Annotated in this window: 17 protein-coding genes; 6 read left to right on the forward strand and 11 right to left on the reverse strand. The window is 70.5% G+C overall.

Annotated elements, in window-relative coordinates; all coding sequences use genetic code 11:
* Window positions 1-535: 535 nt before the first annotated feature.
* Window positions 536-3,412 carry an aconitate hydratase gene (locus tag AC6EH9_RS06485; RefSeq protein ID WP_498421688.1) on the reverse strand — a complete coding sequence of 959 codons (2,877 nt, stop codon included), beginning with the start codon at window positions 3,410-3,412 and terminating at the stop codon, window positions 536-538.
* 281 nt (window positions 3,413-3,693) lie between these two features.
* Here AC6EH9_RS06485 and AC6EH9_RS06490 point away from each other — a divergent pair, with 281 nt between their 5' ends.
* Both AC6EH9_RS06490 and AC6EH9_RS06495 read left to right on the forward strand, forming a co-directional pair.
* Window positions 3,694-4,875 carry a hypothetical protein gene (locus AC6EH9_RS06490; RefSeq protein WP_498421689.1) on the forward strand — a complete coding sequence of 394 codons (1,182 nt, stop codon included), beginning with the start codon at window positions 3,694-3,696 and terminating at the stop codon, window positions 4,873-4,875.
* Entirely contained in the window at window positions 4,872-5,978 is a 1,107-nt protein-coding gene (locus tag AC6EH9_RS06495; RefSeq protein WP_498421690.1) for a hypothetical protein, read from the forward strand. Before AC6EH9_RS06490 ends, AC6EH9_RS06495 begins: the two co-directional genes overlap by 4 nt.
* A gap of 492 nt (window positions 5,979-6,470) precedes the next feature.
* Here AC6EH9_RS06495 and AC6EH9_RS06500 read toward each other — a convergent pair whose 3' ends face one another.
* The 5 genes from AC6EH9_RS06500 to AC6EH9_RS06520 all read right to left on the reverse strand — a co-directional run bounded on the left by AC6EH9_RS06500 (window position 6,471) and on the right by AC6EH9_RS06520 (window position 12,257).
* Entirely contained in the window at window positions 6,471-7,190 is a 720-nt protein-coding gene (locus AC6EH9_RS06500) for a helix-turn-helix domain-containing protein (RefSeq protein ID WP_498421691.1), read from the reverse strand.
* Window positions 7,191-7,230: 40 nt separating this feature from the next.
* Window positions 7,231-8,322 carry a hypothetical protein gene (locus AC6EH9_RS06505; protein ID WP_498421692.1) on the reverse strand — a complete coding sequence of 364 codons (1,092 nt, stop codon included), beginning with the start codon at window positions 8,320-8,322 and terminating at the stop codon, window positions 7,231-7,233.
* Window positions 8,319-8,801 (reverse strand): SigE family RNA polymerase sigma factor, encoded by a 483-nt coding sequence (locus AC6EH9_RS06510; protein WP_498421693.1) that lies wholly within the window; start codon window positions 8,799-8,801, stop codon window positions 8,319-8,321. Before AC6EH9_RS06510 ends, AC6EH9_RS06505 begins: the two co-directional genes overlap by 4 nt.
* Before the next feature lie 149 nt (window positions 8,802-8,950).
* Window positions 8,951-10,198, reverse strand: a complete 1,248-nt coding sequence (locus AC6EH9_RS06515; RefSeq protein WP_498421694.1) for a class I SAM-dependent RNA methyltransferase — start codon at window positions 10,196-10,198, stop codon at window positions 8,951-8,953.
* A 4-nt stretch (window positions 10,199-10,202) separates the two neighbouring features.
* Window positions 10,203-12,257 (reverse strand): APC family permease, encoded by a 2,055-nt coding sequence (locus tag AC6EH9_RS06520; RefSeq protein ID WP_498421695.1) that lies wholly within the window; start codon window positions 12,255-12,257, stop codon window positions 10,203-10,205.
* 116 nt (window positions 12,258-12,373) lie between these two features.
* Here AC6EH9_RS06520 and AC6EH9_RS06525 point away from each other — a divergent pair, with 116 nt between their 5' ends.
* Both AC6EH9_RS06525 and AC6EH9_RS06530 read left to right on the forward strand, forming a co-directional pair.
* Window positions 12,374-13,036 (forward strand): potassium channel family protein, encoded by a 663-nt coding sequence (locus AC6EH9_RS06525; protein ID WP_498421696.1) that lies wholly within the window; start codon window positions 12,374-12,376, stop codon window positions 13,034-13,036.
* 25 nt (window positions 13,037-13,061) lie between these two features.
* A complete protein-coding gene (locus tag AC6EH9_RS06530) occupies window positions 13,062-13,733 on the forward strand; it encodes a potassium channel family protein (protein ID WP_498421697.1) in 672 nt (223 codons plus the stop codon).
* Between the two features lie 40 nt (window positions 13,734-13,773).
* On the opposite strand, the gene AC6EH9_RS06535 is transcribed toward AC6EH9_RS06530, so the two are convergent.
* From AC6EH9_RS06535 to dut, 4 genes are read right to left on the reverse strand one after another with little or no spacing between them, the layout of a single operon-like run.
* The gene (locus tag AC6EH9_RS06535) at window positions 13,774-14,511 is read right to left on the reverse strand and encodes a DUF3159 domain-containing protein (RefSeq protein WP_498421698.1); all 738 of its coding nucleotides are present in this window, start codon (window positions 14,509-14,511) and stop codon (window positions 13,774-13,776) included.
* The gene (locus AC6EH9_RS06540; RefSeq protein WP_498421699.1) at window positions 14,508-14,873 is read right to left on the reverse strand and encodes an OB-fold nucleic acid binding domain-containing protein; all 366 of its coding nucleotides are present in this window, start codon (window positions 14,871-14,873) and stop codon (window positions 14,508-14,510) included. The genes AC6EH9_RS06535 and AC6EH9_RS06540 overlap by 4 nt, the downstream gene beginning before the upstream one ends.
* Window positions 14,874-14,881: 8 nt before the next feature.
* The gene (locus AC6EH9_RS06545; RefSeq protein ID WP_498421700.1) at window positions 14,882-15,559 is read right to left on the reverse strand and encodes a DUF3710 domain-containing protein; all 678 of its coding nucleotides are present in this window, start codon (window positions 15,557-15,559) and stop codon (window positions 14,882-14,884) included.
* Between the two features lie 27 nt (window positions 15,560-15,586).
* Entirely contained in the window at window positions 15,587-16,096 is a 510-nt protein-coding gene (gene dut, locus AC6EH9_RS06550; protein ID WP_498421701.1) for a dUTP diphosphatase, read from the reverse strand.
* 114 nt (window positions 16,097-16,210) lie between these two features.
* Here dut and AC6EH9_RS06555 point away from each other — a divergent pair, with 114 nt between their 5' ends.
* Together AC6EH9_RS06555 and AC6EH9_RS06560 are read left to right on the forward strand one after the other, a co-directional pair.
* Window positions 16,211-16,678: a DUF3093 domain-containing protein gene (locus AC6EH9_RS06555; protein ID WP_498421702.1), complete on the forward strand. Its 468-nt coding sequence runs from the start codon at window positions 16,211-16,213 to the stop codon at window positions 16,676-16,678.
* Between the two features lie 99 nt (window positions 16,679-16,777).
* Window positions 16,778-17,095 (forward strand): DUF4235 domain-containing protein, encoded by a 318-nt coding sequence (locus AC6EH9_RS06560; protein ID WP_498421703.1) that lies wholly within the window; start codon window positions 16,778-16,780, stop codon window positions 17,093-17,095.
* 90 nt (window positions 17,096-17,185) lie between these two features.
* Here the strand turns inward: AC6EH9_RS06560 and AC6EH9_RS06565 are convergent, their stop codons facing one another.
* Window positions 17,186-17,476 carry a DUF4193 domain-containing protein gene (locus tag AC6EH9_RS06565; RefSeq protein ID WP_498422252.1) on the reverse strand — a complete coding sequence of 97 codons (291 nt, stop codon included), beginning with the start codon at window positions 17,474-17,476 and terminating at the stop codon, window positions 17,186-17,188.
* Window positions 17,477-17,602 lie beyond the last annotated feature (126 nt).

Below are 17,602 nucleotides of genomic sequence, written 5' to 3' on the forward strand. Positions count from 1 at the left end.
CCAAAGGTGATCGACGAGGCATCAAACTAATTCGTCGACTAATATGACACACTGTTGAGTTCTCAAACATCACACGCGCACCACCCCAACCACCACCATCAGGTGGCGATCAGGCGCCGGGGCAACCTGCAGAAACTTACCCGATCCGCCCCACCCGGTCAAACCGGCGAGAACCAGACCGCCCCTCCCCCAGACACACCACAACCAGGCCAGCCAGCCACACCCCGAAAGGCGAGACCCGACCACCCCAGCAGGAGCATCAGAGAGAGAAGATCAACCGGAGCCGGGAGCCCGCACCCTCTTCAGGGCCTTGCTCCCCGCCGCTCTCGGCGACAGACAGAACATTAGCCCCGCCCCTGCTGGCCGGGCAAATCGAGAGCGCGTGACCCCCGGCACAGACCCGAGGGGCGAGCTCGCCGCTCGCAGAGCGTGTCTCCCGGCGGCCGCGACCGGGTCTCAGGAGACGCGGAAGGCCCGCCGTCCCCGAGGGGACGACGGGCCTTCCGGTGCTCGCGTTGAGGCCGTCAGAGGGCTCTCAGGCGCCGCGCAGGCTGCGCAGCACGTACTGCATGATGCCGCCGTTGCGGTAGTAGTTCGCCTCACCGGGGGTGTCGATGCGGACGACGGCGTCGAACTCGACGTCACCGGCCTTGACCTTGACGGTGCGCGGGATGCGCCCCTCGTTCAGCTCGGTGACCCCGGTGAAGCTGAAGGTCTCCTCGCCGGTCAGACCCAGGGACTCTGCGGTCTGGCCCTCGGGGAACTGCAGCGGCAGCACGCCCATGCCGATCAGGTTCGAGCGGTGGATCCGCTCGTAGGACTCGGCGATGACCGCCTTGACCCCGAGCAGCGCGGTGCCCTTGGCGGCCCAGTCACGCGACGAGCCGGAGCCGTACTCCTTGCCGGCGAGCACGACCAGCGGCGTACCGGCGGCGATGTACTTCTCCGAGGCCTCGAAGACGGTGGTGACGTCGCCGTTCCCGGTGAAGTCGCGGGTGAACCCGCCCTCCGTGCCGGGAGCCAGCTGGTTGCGCAGCCGGATGTTGGCGAACGTGCCCCGGATCATCACCTCGTGGTTGCCGCGGCGCGAGCCGTAGGAGTTGAAGTCGCGCTGCGAGACACCGTGCTCGGCGAGGTACTTGCCCGCCGGCGAGTCCTTCTTGATCGCACCGGCCGGCGAGATGTGGTCGGTGGTCACCGAGTCACCGAGCTTGAGCAGCACCCGGGCGCCCTCGATGTCGGTGACCGCCTCGGGCTCCGCCGGCATGCCGTCGAAGTACGGGGGCTTGCGGACGTAGGTGGACTCGGGGTCCCACGCGAAGGTCTTGCCCTCGGGCGTGGGCAGCGAGCGCCACTGCTCGTCACCGGCGAAGACGTCGGAGTAGCCGTCGTCGAACATCTCCGAGGTGATGGCGCTGGCGACGACCTCCTCGATCTCGGCGGCGGTCGGCCAGATGTCGCGCATGTAGACATCGTTGCCGTCGGTGTCCTGACCCAGCGGGTCGTTGAACAGGTCGACGTCCATCGAGCCGGCCAGGGCGTAGGCCACCACCAGCGGCGGGGAGGCCAGGTAGTTCATCTTGATGTCGGGGTTGATCCGGCCCTCGAAGTTGCGGTTGCCCGACAGCACCGAGACGACCGCGAGGTCGTTGTCGTTGACGGCCTGGCTCACCTCGGGGATGAGCGGCCCGGAGTTGCCGATGCAGGTCGTGCAGCCGTAGCCGACGAGGTTGAAGCCCAGCTTGTCCAGGTACGGCGTGAGGCCGGACTTCTCGTAGTAGTCCGAGACCACCTTCGAGCCGGGCGCCAGCGTCGTCTTGACCCACGGCTTGCGCTCGAGGCCCTTCTCCACCGCCTTCTTGGCCAGCAGGGCGGCGCCGATCATCACCGACGGGTTCGAGGTGTTGGTGCACGAGGTGATCGCGGCGATGGTGACGGCGCCGTGGTCGATCGTGAACTCCGTGCCGTCGGCCAGGGTGACGCGTGCCGGGTTCGAGGGACGTCCCTCGGCGGAGGCCGCGGCGTGGGTGTGCCAGTCGTCGGGCGCACCGGAGCCGTTGCCGCCGCCGGCCCCGCCGTTCGAGGCGGGGGCGTCACTGGAGGGGAAGGACTCCGCGGAGGCCTCGTCGACCTTGGAGGTGACGCCGAAGGGCTGCTCCTGGGCGGGGACGCCGGGCTTGCGGTCCTCGGTGCCGGTCTCGTCGGCGCTGACGTAGTCGGCCAGGGCCGTGCGGAAGGCGGGCTTGGCCTCGGTGAGCGAGACCCGGTCCTGGGGGCGCTTCGGGCCGGCCAGGGACGGAACGACCGTGGCCAGGTCGAGCTCGAGCTTCTCGGAGAAGCGCGGCTCGGCGGCCGGGTCGTGCCACAGGCCCTGCTCCTTGGCGTAGGCCTCCACCAGGGCGAGCTGCTCGGCGGAGCGGCCGGTGAGCTCGAGGTACTTGGTGGTCTCCTCGTCGATCGGGAAGACCGCGATCGTGGAGCCGAACTCGGGCGACATGTTGCCGATGGTGGCGCGGTTGGCCAGCGGCAGCGCCGAGACGCCGGGGCCGTAGAACTCGACGAACTTGCCGACGACGCCGTGCTTGCGCAGCATCTCGGTGATCGTCAGCACCAGGTCGGTGGCGGTGGCGCCCTCGGGGAGGTCGCCGTTCAGCTTGAAGCCCACGACGCGCGGGATCAGCATGGAGACCGGCTGGCCGAGCATCGCGGCCTCGGCCTCGATGCCGCCCACGCCCCAGCCGACGACGCCGATGCCGTTGACCATCGTGGTGTGCGAGTCGGTGCCCACGCAGGTGTCGGGGTAGGCCTGCAGCTCGCCGTCCACCTCGCGGGTGAAGACGGTGCGCGCCAGGTGCTCGATGTTGACCTGGTGCACGATGCCGGTGCCCGGGGGGACGACCTTGAAGTCGTCGAAGGCGCCCTGGCCCCAGCGCAGGAACTGGTAGCGCTCGCGGTTGCGCTCGTACTCGATCTCGACGTTGCGCTCGAAGGCCTCGGGCGTGCCGAACACGTCGGCGATGACGGAGTGGTCGATGACCATCTCGGCCGGCGCCAGCGGGTTGATCTTCGCCGGGTCTCCCCCGAGGTCGGCCATCGCCTCGCGCATCGTGGCGAGGTCCACGACGCAGGGCACGCCGGTGAAGTCCTGCATGATCACGCGCGCGGGCGTGAACTGGATCTCCTTGTCGGGCTGCGCCGTCTCGTCCCAGCCGGCGAGCGCCTTGATGTCGTCGGCGGTGATGTTCGCGCCGTCCTCGGTGCGCAGGAGGTTCTCCAGCAGCACCTTCAGGGAGTACGGCAGGGACGCGACGTCCAAGCCCTCCCCGGTGACTGCGTCGAGGCGGAAGATCTCGTAGGACTTCCCGTCCACATCGAGAGTGCTCTTCGCACCAAAGCTGTCCTGACTGGCCATCAGCCATCTCCTCGTGACGTCTTCATGGGTTCGCTCGCGGCCCATCTTGCCGCCGCCGCGGAGGGCACGAAAGGAAGGTTCCCCTTACCCGGGTGCCGCTCCCCTGGTCGGCGGTGCGACCGTCGCGAGCGAATGTATCTCGATATCAAGATACACGATGTCGAGGCACAATCGGAAACCACCTACCGGGGTGAGGAGACCGGCCGCAGCCGCGGGTCGCGCGCAATCCCTTGCGCCCCTCTGGAGTTTCGCCGTGGCGCCCGCTGGGGACGGTGCAGCGCATGGACCCCGAGAGTTCGGTCGAGCCGGAGGTTGCCGCCGAGCCCGCCGAGCCCAACGAGCCGGTCCGTCCGGCACCGCCCCGGACCGAGCGGCGGAACCTTTGGCCCTTGGTCGCCCTGCTGGCGGTGCTCGTGGTCGGGCTCTCGGCAGCGCTGGTCGTGATACGGGGCGGTGAGGACGACCGGCCCCGGGCCCAGGTCGGCCAGCTCTTCGACGTGCCGTTCGCGGAGGACGACCTGCCGCACTACGGCCAGGTCCTACTTCCGTGGGCGCGGACGAAGGCCGGGGCGGGGGCCCCACGCGAGGAACTGCCCGAGCTGCTCGGGGCGGAGGCCAACGTGCGGGCGCCGGAGGATGGCCGCTTCGTGCGGGTCGAGGTGAGGCTCGAGGAGGACCACATCATCCCGCTGTCCTCGATCGGCAGGCCCTACGCGCAGGAGACCGAGGTGGTCCTGCGCGCCGACGGCCGCGACTACCCCCTGTCCGGGCGTGACGGGCTCGTCCTGGATCCCAACGGGCCCTTCAAGCAGGGAGGCGGGGTCTGGGTAGCCGTCGACGGCGATCCCACCGAACTCGAGGTGCGCGTCACCGTCGACGGCGTGACCCAGGTCGTGGACGCCTCCGACGGGTCAGTCGAGGGCGGACAGGCGGACCGCCTCGGCGAGCTCCCGTCCCAGAAGGAGCTCGCCGAGATGGAGTCGACCCCGTGCGGCACGCCGAGGCGTCTCGACGACAGCGGGATCAGGGTCCTCTACCGATCCGGCCTGGAGTGCCGCGTCCAGCTCACCCTGCGCACGCCGTACGTCGACGGGCTGGGCTGGGCCGACGAGGGCCGCGAGTTCCTGGTGGTGCACGTCGTCCGCCCCCGCCGCCTATCCCTGGTCAGCGGAAGCGGGGACGCCTCGACGTACTGGGATGCCGGCGATCTGCAGTTCTCAGCGCGCCTCGGCAACGCCGAACCGCTCTCCCCGCCCGCGGATGTCAACGACCTCAACGCGGGGCCGCTGAGCTTCTCGGACCCCGATGACCCCGAGCAGTTCGTCTTCGACATCGCGGAGGGGAAGCCGACCCCCGCCCTGCGGTTCGACTACCAGGGACCGGCCGTCGACCGCGAGCCCTTCGCCCGCGAGCGGCGGCCCGTGCACTTCCAGTGGACCATCCCGGGCGGGGACCTTTCATGACGACCACCACCCCCAGCACCACCCCCACCACCGACGCTCGTCGCAGCGATCGCCTCCGCGCGCTGGCCTCACTCCTGTCGGTAGCACTCGCCGTGGTCGTCCTCGTCCTCGGCATCATGGTGTGGCGCGCGGTCGACGACGGGCCGACGGTCGCGGCCGAGGTGGGCGAGCAGCTGCCGCTGAGCTCGCCGACCTACGGCCGCTCCGTGACGGTGCAGGTGCCTGGCAGCGAGGTCACGGTCCGGGTCGGCGCCCCCGTCGAGACCCTCGGGCACGAGCTCATGGAGGTCGACTACGGCGACCCCACGTGGGACGAGTCGCAGGACCTGGCCGCCCCCAAGGACGGCAGCCTGATCCCGGTCAGCTGGGAGGTCCGCAAGGTCGGCTGGTCCACGCATCGCGACCCGAACCCGGTCGAGGTCCGCCTCGTCGTCGGCGACCAGCGCGTCGACCTGGCCTCGATCGTGCTCGATGACTCCAGCAGCGACTCCGGTGACGACCCGACCTCGATCGCCGTCGGCATCGAGGGGCGACCCAGCGTCGAGGACCTCACGGTCGAGGTCGAGTACGACGGCCTGACCCAGACCGCCCACGTCGAGTCGGGCGAGATCGATGCCGGCGTGGCCGAGGCGTTGTACGACGGGAACCGCAACTTCTCGACCGCCTGCGCCGAGACAAGCGCGTGCGCGTTCGTCGCCGCGGACCCCGACTCGCCGCTGCGACCGGGACTGGCCACTTACACCTCCAGCCACCTCACCCTCTACCCCTATGACGCGGCGCTCGGGTGGGCCGACGAGGGCACGCTGTGGGCCAACCTCCGGCTCCAGCTCTACCGCGCGAGCACCGTGGAGAACGCTGCCGGTGACGCGTGGTTCCCGGCGCGGATGAGTGCGCCTGTCGTCACCCTCGACGGCGCCCAGCCCGTCCGTCGTGAGGGACTCAAGGCCTCGAGCCACGCCGCCCTGGGTCGGGTGGTCTTCGCGGTCGACACCGACGTGGAGCCGCGCGAGCTCGTCTTGGAGCAGGTCCTTTCCTTCACCGGCGCCGGAGCGCCGCAGGATCTGCCGATCCGGTCCCGCCTGCGGCTGATAGGGGTCGGCTGAGAACCGCGGCCCTGACTGGGCGTCACCGCAGGTCAGAGCTGGTTCTTTCCAGCAGCGCGACGCACTCCACGTGGTGCGTCATCGGGAACACATCAATGGGGCTGAGCGTGAGCGCGATCGATTGCGGTCGGGCGTTTGCGAATCACAGCGAGCCCAATCCCAGCCCTCGTGTCTCCGGCCCCCGACGATCGCAAACGACAGCAGCCTCACGGCTCCACCTCCACCGCCATGACGAGCCGAGCGAGCGAGTCCTCGGCGTTCGGGATCTCGAGCAGGGTCGCGCGGTCCTTCCAGACCCGGGTCGCCCACGTTGCTGAGTGCGGCCGCCTTGCCGACGAAGGCGCCGACCAGGTTGGGCCGCCGGACGGCTCCTTCGCGTCCAGCGACCGACACCGTGACGGTCTCGCTGCGCTGAAGTGCTTGGGTCCCGCCCGCGGTCGGCAAGGTCGGACTACCGGTGATTCCTTGGCGCAGGCTGGCGCGCTCGGACGATCATCCCTCTGCGGCCTTCCACTCCATGGCGAGCTCGTGCAGCAACTCGGTGGCCCGTGCCTCCTCGCGCGGCCCCCGATGCTCGGCCAGATCAGCCGCAAGTCGAAGGCGTGAGTCCGGGAACGGATGTTGCCCGTCAGCCACGACGTGAAGGACAACGTTCGCGTCGCTGTCGGCGGCGACCAGGAGGTAGTCCTTGACGAGTCCGTCCACATCGGACTCGCCGAGATATCCCTCGACGTCGGCAGATGCGATGCCTCTCACCGCCAAGTCGACGACCATGAGCCAACGATCGTCGGCCCGGAGGTCCGGAAGATACGCGGCGGCCGCCCGGAACAAGCGACGCGTGGCCCGGCTGCGGAGTACGGAGCGAAGCGACGCCGCGAGGTCACCGACGGCGTCCTCATTGGCGACCGGCTCAACGGCCGGTCCAAGCAGCCGCTGCAACTGCATCCGTGCACGCGCCGACGCAGCCGATCCGCCCGAGCGCAATCGGTCGCGATCGTTCTCCGACGCCGCGATCACAGCCCAGGCGGACCGGGCGGAGAGCGGGCGACCAGCCTTGCTCCGCTCCTGAACCCTCAGGAGCGAACGCTCGTCCACGACCCACTGGGACCCGATCCGCTCCGCGACCAGCGAGCCGTCGGAAATGCGCTGGTGGATCCGGGACACGCTGACGCCGAGCCGCTCTGCGGCCTGGGCAACGCTGACTGCTCCCATGAACACAATCCTAGAAGACTTTCAAGGATTATGACAGCCGCTACTCGACGCCCAGGCCGCTCAGCGTCGTGGGGATCGTGGCACCGTCGCTGTCCTCCCAGCCGTGCCACACCAGGAAGCCGCAGGGACTGTCGATCAACCGCACGACATCGCTGCGGTCGGTCCCTGCCAGGATGTATGACGGCGGTTCCGGTGGATCGACGCACTCGTTCACCCCACTCGACTCACGGACGATCGGATCGCCGGGCTTGCTCCACGCACGCTCGAGCTCATCGAGCGCCCTGGCGTCCAACTCGACGGGCTCGAGGTCCATCGGGATCGACTCGGCTCCCGGCGGGATGTCGCACGCGATCGCCGCGACCAGTCGTTCCCGCCCTGGCCGGATCGGCCCACCGCGCTCCTGCGACCCGCAGGTGAGCTCGTCGTCGAACGGTCGCGAGTAGGTCAGGGTGTCCCGTTGTCGCTCCAAGAACGCCAGGTAGATCTGCCGAACTGCGTCGCTGTCGACGTCCTGGCCGGCGATCGTGACCGGCTCACAGCCAGCCGCACCCACCATCACCCGCGTCCCGTCCGGCCGATAGAACGCGAACGAATACCTTTCGTACGAGTCCTCGCCGTCGGCGCAGTAATCGGGAAGCCCTGGGGGAATCTGCCCCAGGGCGACTGCGAAGCCCGCAAGATCACTCACCAGCGCATCGGCGTCGTCAAGCTGGGCGACCTCATCGGCGGACGGCTGCCACGCTCGATCCCCGCGCGGATTCAGATCCGGGCACAGACGAATCGCGGCGACTTCTCCCAGGTCGGGTACGACGTGGCCGCTCTCCGCGGGGGCCGGCAGACGCGCGGGGCACGGCGGCGGGTCGTAGGGCGCCACTGGACCATCCGGAACATCGCTGGCGGTAGGGGGCTCGGTAGCGATCTTGCTCGGCGACGGAGGCCGACCATCGTCCAGAGTGAGCGTGGTGAGTGCCAGCGACCCCGCGACGACGGCCACCACAACCGCACCCCCTGCCGCAACTGACATGCGGTTGCGCCGCTCACGCGCGGCGCGACGTTCGAGGGCCGCCACGTCCAGATCCGGTGCCTCCGGCACAGCGCGCTTCAGGAGATCTCGCAGGCTCTGCTCACTCATGACTCCTCCAGGAACTCCGACATCCGCAACGTCTTGAGCGCGCGAGCCGTCTGGCTCTTGACGGTCCCGACGCTGATGCCGAGCACATGCGCCGTCTGCGACTCGGTGAGGTCGTCGTAGAACCGCAGGACGATGACCGCTCGCTGGCCACGCGGCAGCAGAGCCAGTGCGGACAGCACGTCGCGCCGCACCGCGAGGTCGGCGTCGCCGTTCCAACCGGCGGGCAGCTCGGCGGTGGGCACCTCGCCTTCCCATCGGCGGCGCCGCCAGTCCGTGAACGTGGTGACCATCGCGCGGCGGACATACCCGTCGACCGAACCGTCCGCCGCGATCCTGTCCCACCGGCGCCAGCACTTCACCAACGCCGTCTGCACCAGGTCCTCGGCTCGCTGAGCGTCACCAGTGAGAAGCCATGCGCTCCTCCACAGGGCACGGCCACGCGTCGCGACGTACTCCTCGAACGTCGGCGACACCTCCATGACCCCAGCCTCACGCATCGACGACCTCCTGGCCGTTCAACGAGATGGGCACGACGAATGGTTGTCCACATTTTCGGGCCGACTTCGAACTGAGCTCAAAGCGAGCCCCAACGCGGTCCGCACGATCGACGCCGAGACCACGAGTCACATCAGCGCAGGTCAGGTCCGCGTCTCACGAGTTGCGCGACAACCTCCACATGACTGGTCATCGGGAAGAGGTCGAAGGCGCGCAGCCCACTGACCCGGTAGCCGTGTTCGGCGAAGATCGCCAGGTCGCGCGCGAGCGCCGCGGGGTCACAGGCGACGTAGGCCACCGCCCGCGGAGCCCGATCGACCACCTGCTCCACGACCTGGCGACGAGCGCCCTCGCGCGGCGGGTCCAGGACGACCAGATCGAACGGCTCGTCCAGCCTGTCGGCGAGCACCTGGTCCACCGAGCCGTGCTCGACCCTCACCGGCAGTCCGCGCAGGTTCGCCGCGGCGTGCTGGCAGGCACGGCGGTCACCCTCCACCGCGGCCACCGAGCCACCCTCCCCGACCGCCTCGGCGAGGAAGCGGGAGAACAGGCCCACTCCCGCGTACAGGTCGAGCACCCGCTCCCCGGCGCGCGGCTCGAGGAACCCCAGCACGCTGTCCACCAGGACGTCCGGGGCCCCGGGGTGCACCTGCCAGAACCCGTCGGCCTCCACCACGAACTGCTGTCCGGGGGCCTCGTCGTGCTCGACCCCGCGTCCGTGCACGGTCTCGACGACCACGTCGTCGGCGCTCTCCCCCGCGATCCGCGCGTCGGGGTGGGCGATCAGGCACTCGTCGACCGCGATCACCGCCCGGGAGCGGTGCACCCGCATGCCGCGTCCGCCCTCGGGCGTGGTGGCGAACTGCACCCGGGTGCGCCAGCGCAGCCCGTCCACGTCGCCGGGCACGGCCTCGACGGTGACCGGGAGGTCCAGGCCGGCCAACCGGGCCAGCTGCTCACGCACCACGGCGGCCTTCAGCTCGCGCTGATGGCCGAGCTCCACGTGCTGCAGGTCGCAGCCGCCGCAGCGGCCCGGTCCCGCGTAGGGGCACGGCGGGGTGACCCGGTGCGGGGACGGCACCAGCACCTCGACCGCGTCGCCTCGCCAGAAGCGGTCCCCGTCGGTGCCCTCGGTGATCTGCACGACGACCTCCTCGCCGGGGATCGCGTGCCGGGTGAACACCACCCGGGTGCCGGGCGAGCCGTCCGGTGCGGGCGCCGCGGCCGGATCGCTGACCCGTACGACGCAGTGGCCGCCGTGCGCGATCGGCCCCACGGTGGCGGTGAAGCGCTCACCGACCCGGGAGCGACCGCGTTCCTTGCGCGGGCGAGGAGCGGAGTGGCGGGGGCCGGGGCGGCGTGGACGGTGGGAGCGGGTCATCGGATCACCGGGGTGTCTGTCGTTTGCGGGAAGGGGTGTTGGCACGGAGTCGTCCGCGGCGCACGTCGCCGGCACGGACCCGGCTGAGCTCGCGCTCCTCGCGCTCGTGGACGTTGATCGAGGAGTGCAGCTGGTAGGGCACCGAGATCACCATCACGCCGGGGCTGAACAGCAGCCTGCCCTTGAGTCGCAGCGCGGTCTGGTTGTGCAGCAGCTGCTCCCACCAGTGGCCCACGACGTACTCGGGGATGTAGACCGCGACCACGCCGCGGGGGTGGTGGCGCCGGATCTCCGCGGCGTAGTCCACGACCGGCTTGACCAGCTCGCGGAACGGCGAGTGCAGGACCTTCAGCGGAACGTCGAGGTTGCGCTCGTCCCACTCGTCCAGCAGCTGGTTGGTCGCCTCGTCGTCGACGCCGACGTAGATCGCCTCGAGCACGTTGGGGCGGGTGGCCTTCGCGAACGCCAGTGCCCGCAGGGTGGGCTTGTGCAGCTTGCCGACCAGCACGATCGCATGGACGCGGGTCGGCAGCACCCCGTCCTGCTCGTCGGCCGCGAGCTCGTCGGAGACCCGCTCGTAGTGGCGCCGGATGGCGCGCATCAGCACGAAGAAGCCGGCCATCGCCAGGATCGCGATCCAGGCGCCCTCCAGGAACTTGGTGACCAGCACGATCACCAGCACGACCGCGGTGAACACCAGCCCGATCGCGTTGATCGCGCGCGAGCGCTGCATCCGGCGGCGCTCGACCGGCGACGACTCGCTGGCCAGGTGCCGGGTCCAGTGCCGGATCATCCCGAGCTGGCTGAGGTTGAACGAGACGAAGACGCCGACGATGTAGAGCTGGATCAGCCGGGTCACCTGCGCGTCGAAGGCGAGGATCAGCGCGATCGCCATCAGGGCCAGGAACAGGATGCCGTTGCTGTAGGCGAGCCGGTCGCCGCGCGAGCCCAGCGCCCGGGGCAGGTAGCCGTCCTGGGCCAGGATCGAGCCCAGCACCGGGAACCCGTTGAACGCGGTGTTGGCGGCCAGCACCAGGATCACGCCGGTGACGGTGACCACCAGGTAGAACCCGGCCGGGAAGCCGTCGAATACCGCGGCCGCGATCTGGGCGATCACCGTGTGCTGGTCGTAGCCCGCCGGCAGCATCTCCCCGGTGGCGGTGCGCAGCCGGTCGATGTCGTGGGGATCGACGTACTTCAGCCCCATCTCGCGGGCCAGCAGGGTCACCGAGAGCATCATCGTGATGGCGATGGAGCCGAGCAGCAGCAGCGTGGTCGCGGCATTGCGGCTCTTGGGACGGCGGAACGCCGGCACGCCGTTGGAGATGGCCTCCACGCCGGTCAGCGCCGCGCAGCCCGAGGAGAACGCCCGCGCCAGCAGGAAGATCAGCGCCACTGTGGTCAGCTGGCCCTCGTAGCCCGGCGCCGCGACGATCTGGAGGTCGGCGCTCTCCACCTGCGGCAGCGTGCCGCGCAGCAGCCGGATCAGCCCGTAGCCGCACATCGCGAGCATGGCGAGCATGAAGAGGTAGGTCGGGACGGCGAAGAAGGTCCCCGACTCCCGGATCCCACGCAGGTTCATCGCCATCAGCAGGATCACGAGCAGCGTCGCGAACACCGCCTCGTGCCCGCTGAGGAAGGGCAGGGCCGCCGCGGCGTACTGGGCCCCCGAGGACACCGAGACCGCCACGGTCAGCACGTAGTCCACCAGCAGCGCGCTGGCCACCGTGGTGCCGGCGGTGCGGCCCAGGTTGACGGTCGCCACCTCGTAGTCGCCACCGCCGCTGGGGTAGGCGTGCACGGTCTGGCGGTACGAGGCGATCACCGCGAACATCACCAGCGCGACCGCGATCCCGATCTTCCACGACCACACGTAGGCGGACGCGCCCGCGAGCGACAGCATGATGAAGACCTCGTCCGGGGCGTAGGCCACCGACGAGAGTGCGTCGCTGGCGAAGACCGGAAGAGCAATGCGCTTGGGGAGCAGTGTCTCCCCCAGCTGGGAGCTGCGGAGCTTGCGCCCCAGCAGGATCCTCTTCGAGACGTCGCCGACACTCACGATCGGACACACTAGACCGCCCGCGCACCCGACACTCACATCAACGGCGAACAACTGCGGTGGATGCACGACACGATCGGGTCCTGGGCGGTCCGCCGCTGGGATACGGTGCCCTCGTGCATGTCGTGATCATGGGCTGCGGCCGGGTGGGTTCGACACTCGCGCGCAGCCTCGAGGACCGCAACCACACCGTGTCGGTGATCGACAGCAACCCCGACGCCTTCCGGCGACTGGGCCCGTCGTTCAACGGCGACAAGGTCACCGGCTACGGCTTCGACCAGGCGGTGCTGGCCAAGGCCGGCATCAAGCGGGCAGACGCCTTCGCCGCGGTCTCCAGCGGTGACAACTCCAACATCATCGCCGCCCGGGTGGCGCGCGAGACGTTCGGGATCCAGCAGGTGGTGGCCCGGATCTACGACCCAGGACGCGCCGAGGTCTACCAGCGGCTCGGGATCACCACCGTCGCCACCGTCAAGTGGACCGCCGACCAGGTCCTGCGCCGGCTGCTGCCCGCCGGCGCGGAGCCGGACTTCCGTGACCCCTCCGGCACGATCCGGCTCGACCACGTGCCGGTCCCCCAGCGGTGGATCGGTCACCGCACCATCGACTTCCAGCAGCAGTCACGCAGCCGGATCGCCTGGATCGACCGGCTCGGTGAGGGGATGCTGCCCACCCGGGACACGGTGATCCAGGAGGGCGATCTGCTGCACCTGGTGATGCGCGAGGAGTCCGCGGCGCACGCCTACAGCGTCATCGAGAGCGGCCCGGTGCACGAGTGACCGGCCACGAGGCAGGAGAGCACTGATGCGGGTCGCCATCGCCGGAGCGGGTGCGGTCGGTCGCTCGATCGCCCGGGAGCTGATCGAGAACGGCCACGAGATCCTGCTGATCGACAAGAACGCCGAGTCGATCAAGCCCGAGCGGGTGCCGCACGCCGAGTGGCTGCTCGCGGACTCCTGCGAGCTGTCCTCGCTGGAGGAGGCCCGTCTCGACCAGTGCGACGTGGTGATCGCGGCCACCGGGGACGACAAGGCCAACCTGGTCACCGCGCTGCTGGCGAAGACCGAGTTCGGCGTCCCCCGCACGGTCGGGCGGGTCAACCACCCCAACAACGAGTGGCTCTTCACCGAGGCCTGGGGCGTCGACGTGAGCGTGTCCACTCCGCGGATCATGTCCGCGCTGGTCGAGGAGGCGGTGACGGTCGGCGACCTGGTGCGCCTGTTCACCTTCCGCCAGGGCAACGCCAACCTCGTGGAGATGACCCTGCCCGCGGACTCCCCCCACGTCGGCACCCCCTCGGGGCTGGTGCCGTTCCCGGAGAACTGCGCGCTGGTCACGATCCTGCGCGACGGCCAGGTCTACACACCCGACCCCGAGCAGCCGCTCGAGGCGGGCGACGAGCTGCTCTTCGTGGTGCCCGAGGACGTCGAGGCGGTGCTGGAGCGTCTGCTCGCCCCCGGCACCCACCGGGCCTGAGCCCGCGGAACACTCAGCCCGGCACTCAGCCGCGGAGCACTCAGCCCGCGGTGCTGAGCGGCGTCCGGTTCCGGCTCAGCAGCCAGGCCATCGTCGCCAGCGACGCCAGCTGCAGCGGCCACCCGAGCGCGATCTTGAGGATGCCCAGTGCCGCGACCGCGGTGTCGGCCTCCAGGGCGCCCGAGGAGCCTGCCCACCAGATCGGGGCCTGCAGCAGCACGCGCAGCGCGCACGGCACCACCAGCACCCAGGTCAGCCGGGAACACAGGCGCACCACCTGCGAATCACGGTGCCAGGCGGTGGCGTCACCGGTGACGCTGCCGACCATGAAGCCGACCAGCGGCCAGCCGATCACGCAGGTCAGGCCGAGCACGACGGCGTACCCGCCGTTGTAGAGGATCCCGGGCAGGAAGTAGGCCAGCGCCTGGTCGTCTGCGCTGCCTCCGGAGCTTGCCGACATCCGCACGAAGAGCCAGCCGATGCCGATGCCGAAGATGGCGTTGAGGCAGAACTGGGTGGTGGAGCGCTGGACCACGCGCACCACCAACAGCAGGCCGGCGACCAGCAGGCTGACCAGCAGCGCAGTCCGCAGGTCGTCGCCCAGCAGCCACGTCGCGGTGAACAGCACGGTGGGCACGGCCGCCTCGATCATCCCCCGCCGGCCGCCCAGGGCGCGCGAGAGCTGTTGACGCACCACCGCCTCGACCGTGTCGAGCGAGGCCGCAGCCTGCGGCTCCGGGGCCCCCGCCGGGGGTGTGTCGCGCTCGGGCTGGCTCATGGGCGCAGCTCGTAACGGGGGTTGAACATCACGCGGACGCCCTCCTGGACGCCGATGCGCCCCTCGACCTGCAGGGCGCGCCCAGGGGCGATGCCGGCGATCCGCCGGCGCCCGAGCCAGATCAGGGTGAGCACCCCGGAACCGTCGTAGAGCTCCGCCTCGAGGGCCGGCGCGCCGCCTCGCGGGCGCAGGGTGACGGTGCGCAGGGTCCCGCGGAGCCGGACGCGCTCACGGTCCGGGGCCAGCGCGATGGAGATCCCGCCCGGCTCGCTGTGCGTCTTGCGCAGCTCGCGGGCCTCCTGGTCGCTGGAGCTGGCCCACCGGCTGATCCGCCGACGCAGCGGGCTCCTCTCGGGACTCATCGCGGGCGCTACTCGCTGCTGCGCCGGGCGTTGGCCGGCATCACCAGGGCCAGGGCGTCGCCCACCGGCATGGCGACCGCCCCGCGGCGCACGGCGACGCCCGAGATCGTGGCCTCCCACTCAGCGGCGGCCTCGGGGTCGACGGCCGGGCGGCCGAGCAGCGTGGCGCGCAGCAGCCAGCGGGGGCCGTCGAAGCCGATGATCCGCGACGGCTGGACGGCGGTGGTGCCGTCGGCGCGACGCACGGTGAGCTGACAGGCCAGCTCGGTGCCGAACGGTCCCTCCTGCTCGGTCACCGTGCCGCCGCGCTGCGTCATGTCGGCGGCGATCTGGGGGCGGACGTCGTCCCACAGGCCGCCACCGCGCGGCGCCGCGAACGCCTTCAGCTCCAGCGCGCCGTCGGGGGCGGCGATGACCACCGACTGAACCGCCTTGGTCTTCTCGTCCACCTGCAGGCGCAGCTCGCGCCCCGGCGAGGGAGTGATCAGCAGCGAGCCCAGGTCGATGCGCTGCACCCCGTCGGCGAGATCGATCTCGTCGACGTCACGCGGACGCACCTCGCTCTCGCCCGACTGCGCGCTGCCCGGCTCGGCCGACGCGGCGTCGTCAGACCCCGGCCCGGTCGCGGGCGTCTGCGGCTCGGCCGGGTCGGTCTCGACCTGCTGGGACTTGCGACGGAACTTCACTGTGACTCCTCGATCGGGTGCGGCAGGTCAGAGCGGACCGAAACCGCCGGTGGAACCGTAACCCCCGGCGCCACGATCGGAGTCGGGAAGCCGGTCCACCTCGAGGAACGCGGCCCGTTCCACCCGCTGGATGACCAGCTGGGCGATCCGGTCGCCGCGACGCAGCTCCACCGGGGTGGCCGGATCGTGGTTGATCAGCATGACCTTGATCTCCCCACGGTAACCAGCGTCCACGGTCCCGGGGGTGTTCACGATGGACAGCCCGTGCCGCGCGGCCAGCCCCGAGCGTGGGTGGACCAGCGCGACGAACCCGAGCGGGAGCGCGATCGCGATCCCGGTCGGCACCAGCGCCCGCTCCCCCGGCGCCAGGGTCAGGTCGATCGTGGTCATCAGGTCCGCGCCCGCGTCGCCGGGGTGGGCGTAGGCGGGGGCGGGCAGCTCGCGGTCGAGCCGGACCAGCCTCACCTCGACATCACCCGCCTCCGGGCGGGCTTGGCGCTGGTCGACCGAGGGGCTCGGCGGCGGGGTCTGGGTCATGGCCCGACGACCCTATCCAACCCGGGTCGGCACGGCCTCCTGGCTGTCCCATCCCGGCCCGCGTCCACGCCACCCGATGCTTCACCGCGCGGAGCCGAGTGGCAGGATCTAAGCGTGGAGTACGCAGAGAGGCTCACCGTCCCGCTGCGGTGGTGGGTCCAGGGAACCATGCTGGTGGCCAGCATGTGGCTGGCCGTCATCGTCGCCATGCCGGCGGCTGCCGCGTGGGGCGCCACGGCCGTGATGGTGCTGCTGCTGGTCCTCTCGCTCACGTCGTACGGCGCAGCGCGGGTGAGCGTGGCGGACGGGGTCTTCCGGGCCGGCTCCGCCCACATCCCGGTGCGGCTGATCGGGCCGGTGGAGCAGCTCGACGCCCAGGAGACGCGGCTGATCGCCGGACGCGACGCCGACGCTCGCGCGCACCTGGTCCTGCGGCCCTACCTCAAGCGCTCGGTGCGCGTGGCCATCGAAGACCCGGCCGACCCCACGCCGTACTGGCTGGTCAGCACCCGCCACCCCCAGCGCCTCGCCACGGTGCTGGCCGCGGCGCGCAACGTCGCCCGCGCCTCGCACGGCGGCTGAGCCACGCATGAGCCGGCCGCCGGCTGGGTAGTGTGAGGTCTGCGCAAGAACGACATTCCCCACCCTCGGCCAGCCCTGGCCGCACTCACAGGAGGACCGATGGCATCGGGTTCCAAGATCTGGTCGGTCTTCTCGCTCGGATCGGCGCTGCTCGGCGCCGCGGTCGCGAAGAAGGCCCTCAACACGTCGTGGCGCACCGCCACCGGGAAGAACCCTCCCGCCAACCCGGCCGACCCCGACGTCGACCTGTGGGAGGCGGTGATGTGGGCGGCCGCGAGCGGGACGATCATCGCGATCGCCCGGATGCTCGCCGCCCGCAAGGCGGCCGACTACTACACCCGCTCGACCGGCCACCTGCCGCCCGACCTGGTCAAGGACGACCAGGACTCCAAGAAGAACGGCGCCACCGCCTACTGATCGGCGCCGGTTCGGCCACGGACGCACGAAGGGCCGCCACCCTGCCGGGTGGCGGCCCTTGTGGTCTCGTGCGTGCGAGCCCTGCGCGGCTCAGGCGCAGTCGCGGCAGATCAGGTTCTCGGCGTCGACGAGCTGGCTGCGGTGGTGCACCAGGAAGCAGCTCATGCAGGTGAACTCGTCGTCCTGGCGCGGCTTCACCTCGACGGCGAGCTCCTCGTGGGAGAGGTCGGCGCCGGGCAGCTCGAACGACTCGGCGGCCTCGGCCTCGTCCTCGTCGACCTTGCCGGAGTTCTTGTCGTGACGACGGGCCTTGAGCTCCTCGATGCTCTCTTCGCTCTGGTCCTCTTCGTTCTTGCGCGGTGCGTCGTAGTCAGTCGCCATCGTCATCCACTCCTATGAGCAGGTCTGCAGAAAGTCTGGTTGCCCGGCGCCAGATTGTGCACCATGGCCTCGGGGGGTCCTACATCCGGTGCCCGTCGATCGACCAACGCAAGCACGCTCGGCGCT

This window comes from Nocardioides sp. Z21_20, from assembly GCF_059766585.1.

Excerpts from the sequence above, each read along its gene's own strand:
- AC6EH9_RS06485 (WP_498421688.1), bottom strand. The coding sequence starts at position 3,412 with ATGGCCAGTCAGGACAGCTTTGGTGCGAAGAGCACTCTCGATGTGGAC.
- AC6EH9_RS06490 (WP_498421689.1), top strand. The coding sequence starts at position 3,694 with ATGGACCCCGAGAGTTCGGTCGAGCCGGAGGTTGCCGCCGAGCCCGCC.
- AC6EH9_RS06495 (WP_498421690.1), top strand. The coding sequence starts at position 4,872 with ATGACGACCACCACCCCCAGCACCACCCCCACCACCGACGCTCGTCGC.
- AC6EH9_RS06500 (WP_498421691.1), bottom strand. The coding sequence starts at position 7,190 with ATGGGAGCAGTCAGCGTTGCCCAGGCCGCAGAGCGGCTCGGCGTCAGC.
- AC6EH9_RS06505 (WP_498421692.1), bottom strand. The coding sequence starts at position 8,322 with ATGAGTGAGCAGAGCCTGCGAGATCTCCTGAAGCGCGCTGTGCCGGAG.
- AC6EH9_RS06510 (WP_498421693.1), bottom strand. The coding sequence starts at position 8,801 with ATGGAGGTGTCGCCGACGTTCGAGGAGTACGTCGCGACGCGTGGCCGT.
- AC6EH9_RS06515 (WP_498421694.1), bottom strand. The coding sequence starts at position 10,198 with ATGACCCGCTCCCACCGTCCACGCCGCCCCGGCCCCCGCCACTCCGCT.
- AC6EH9_RS06530 (WP_498421697.1), top strand. The coding sequence starts at position 13,062 with ATGCGGGTCGCCATCGCCGGAGCGGGTGCGGTCGGTCGCTCGATCGCC.
- AC6EH9_RS06535 (WP_498421698.1), bottom strand. The coding sequence starts at position 14,511 with ATGAGCCAGCCCGAGCGCGACACACCCCCGGCGGGGGCCCCGGAGCCG.
- AC6EH9_RS06540 (WP_498421699.1), bottom strand. The coding sequence starts at position 14,873 with ATGAGTCCCGAGAGGAGCCCGCTGCGTCGGCGGATCAGCCGGTGGGCC.
- dut (WP_498421701.1), bottom strand. The coding sequence starts at position 16,096 with ATGACCCAGACCCCGCCGCCGAGCCCCTCGGTCGACCAGCGCCAAGCC.
- AC6EH9_RS06560 (WP_498421703.1), top strand. The coding sequence starts at position 16,778 with ATGGCATCGGGTTCCAAGATCTGGTCGGTCTTCTCGCTCGGATCGGCG.
- AC6EH9_RS06565 (WP_498422252.1), bottom strand. The coding sequence starts at position 17,476 with ATGGCGACTGACTACGACGCACCGCGCAAGAACGAAGAGGACCAGAGC.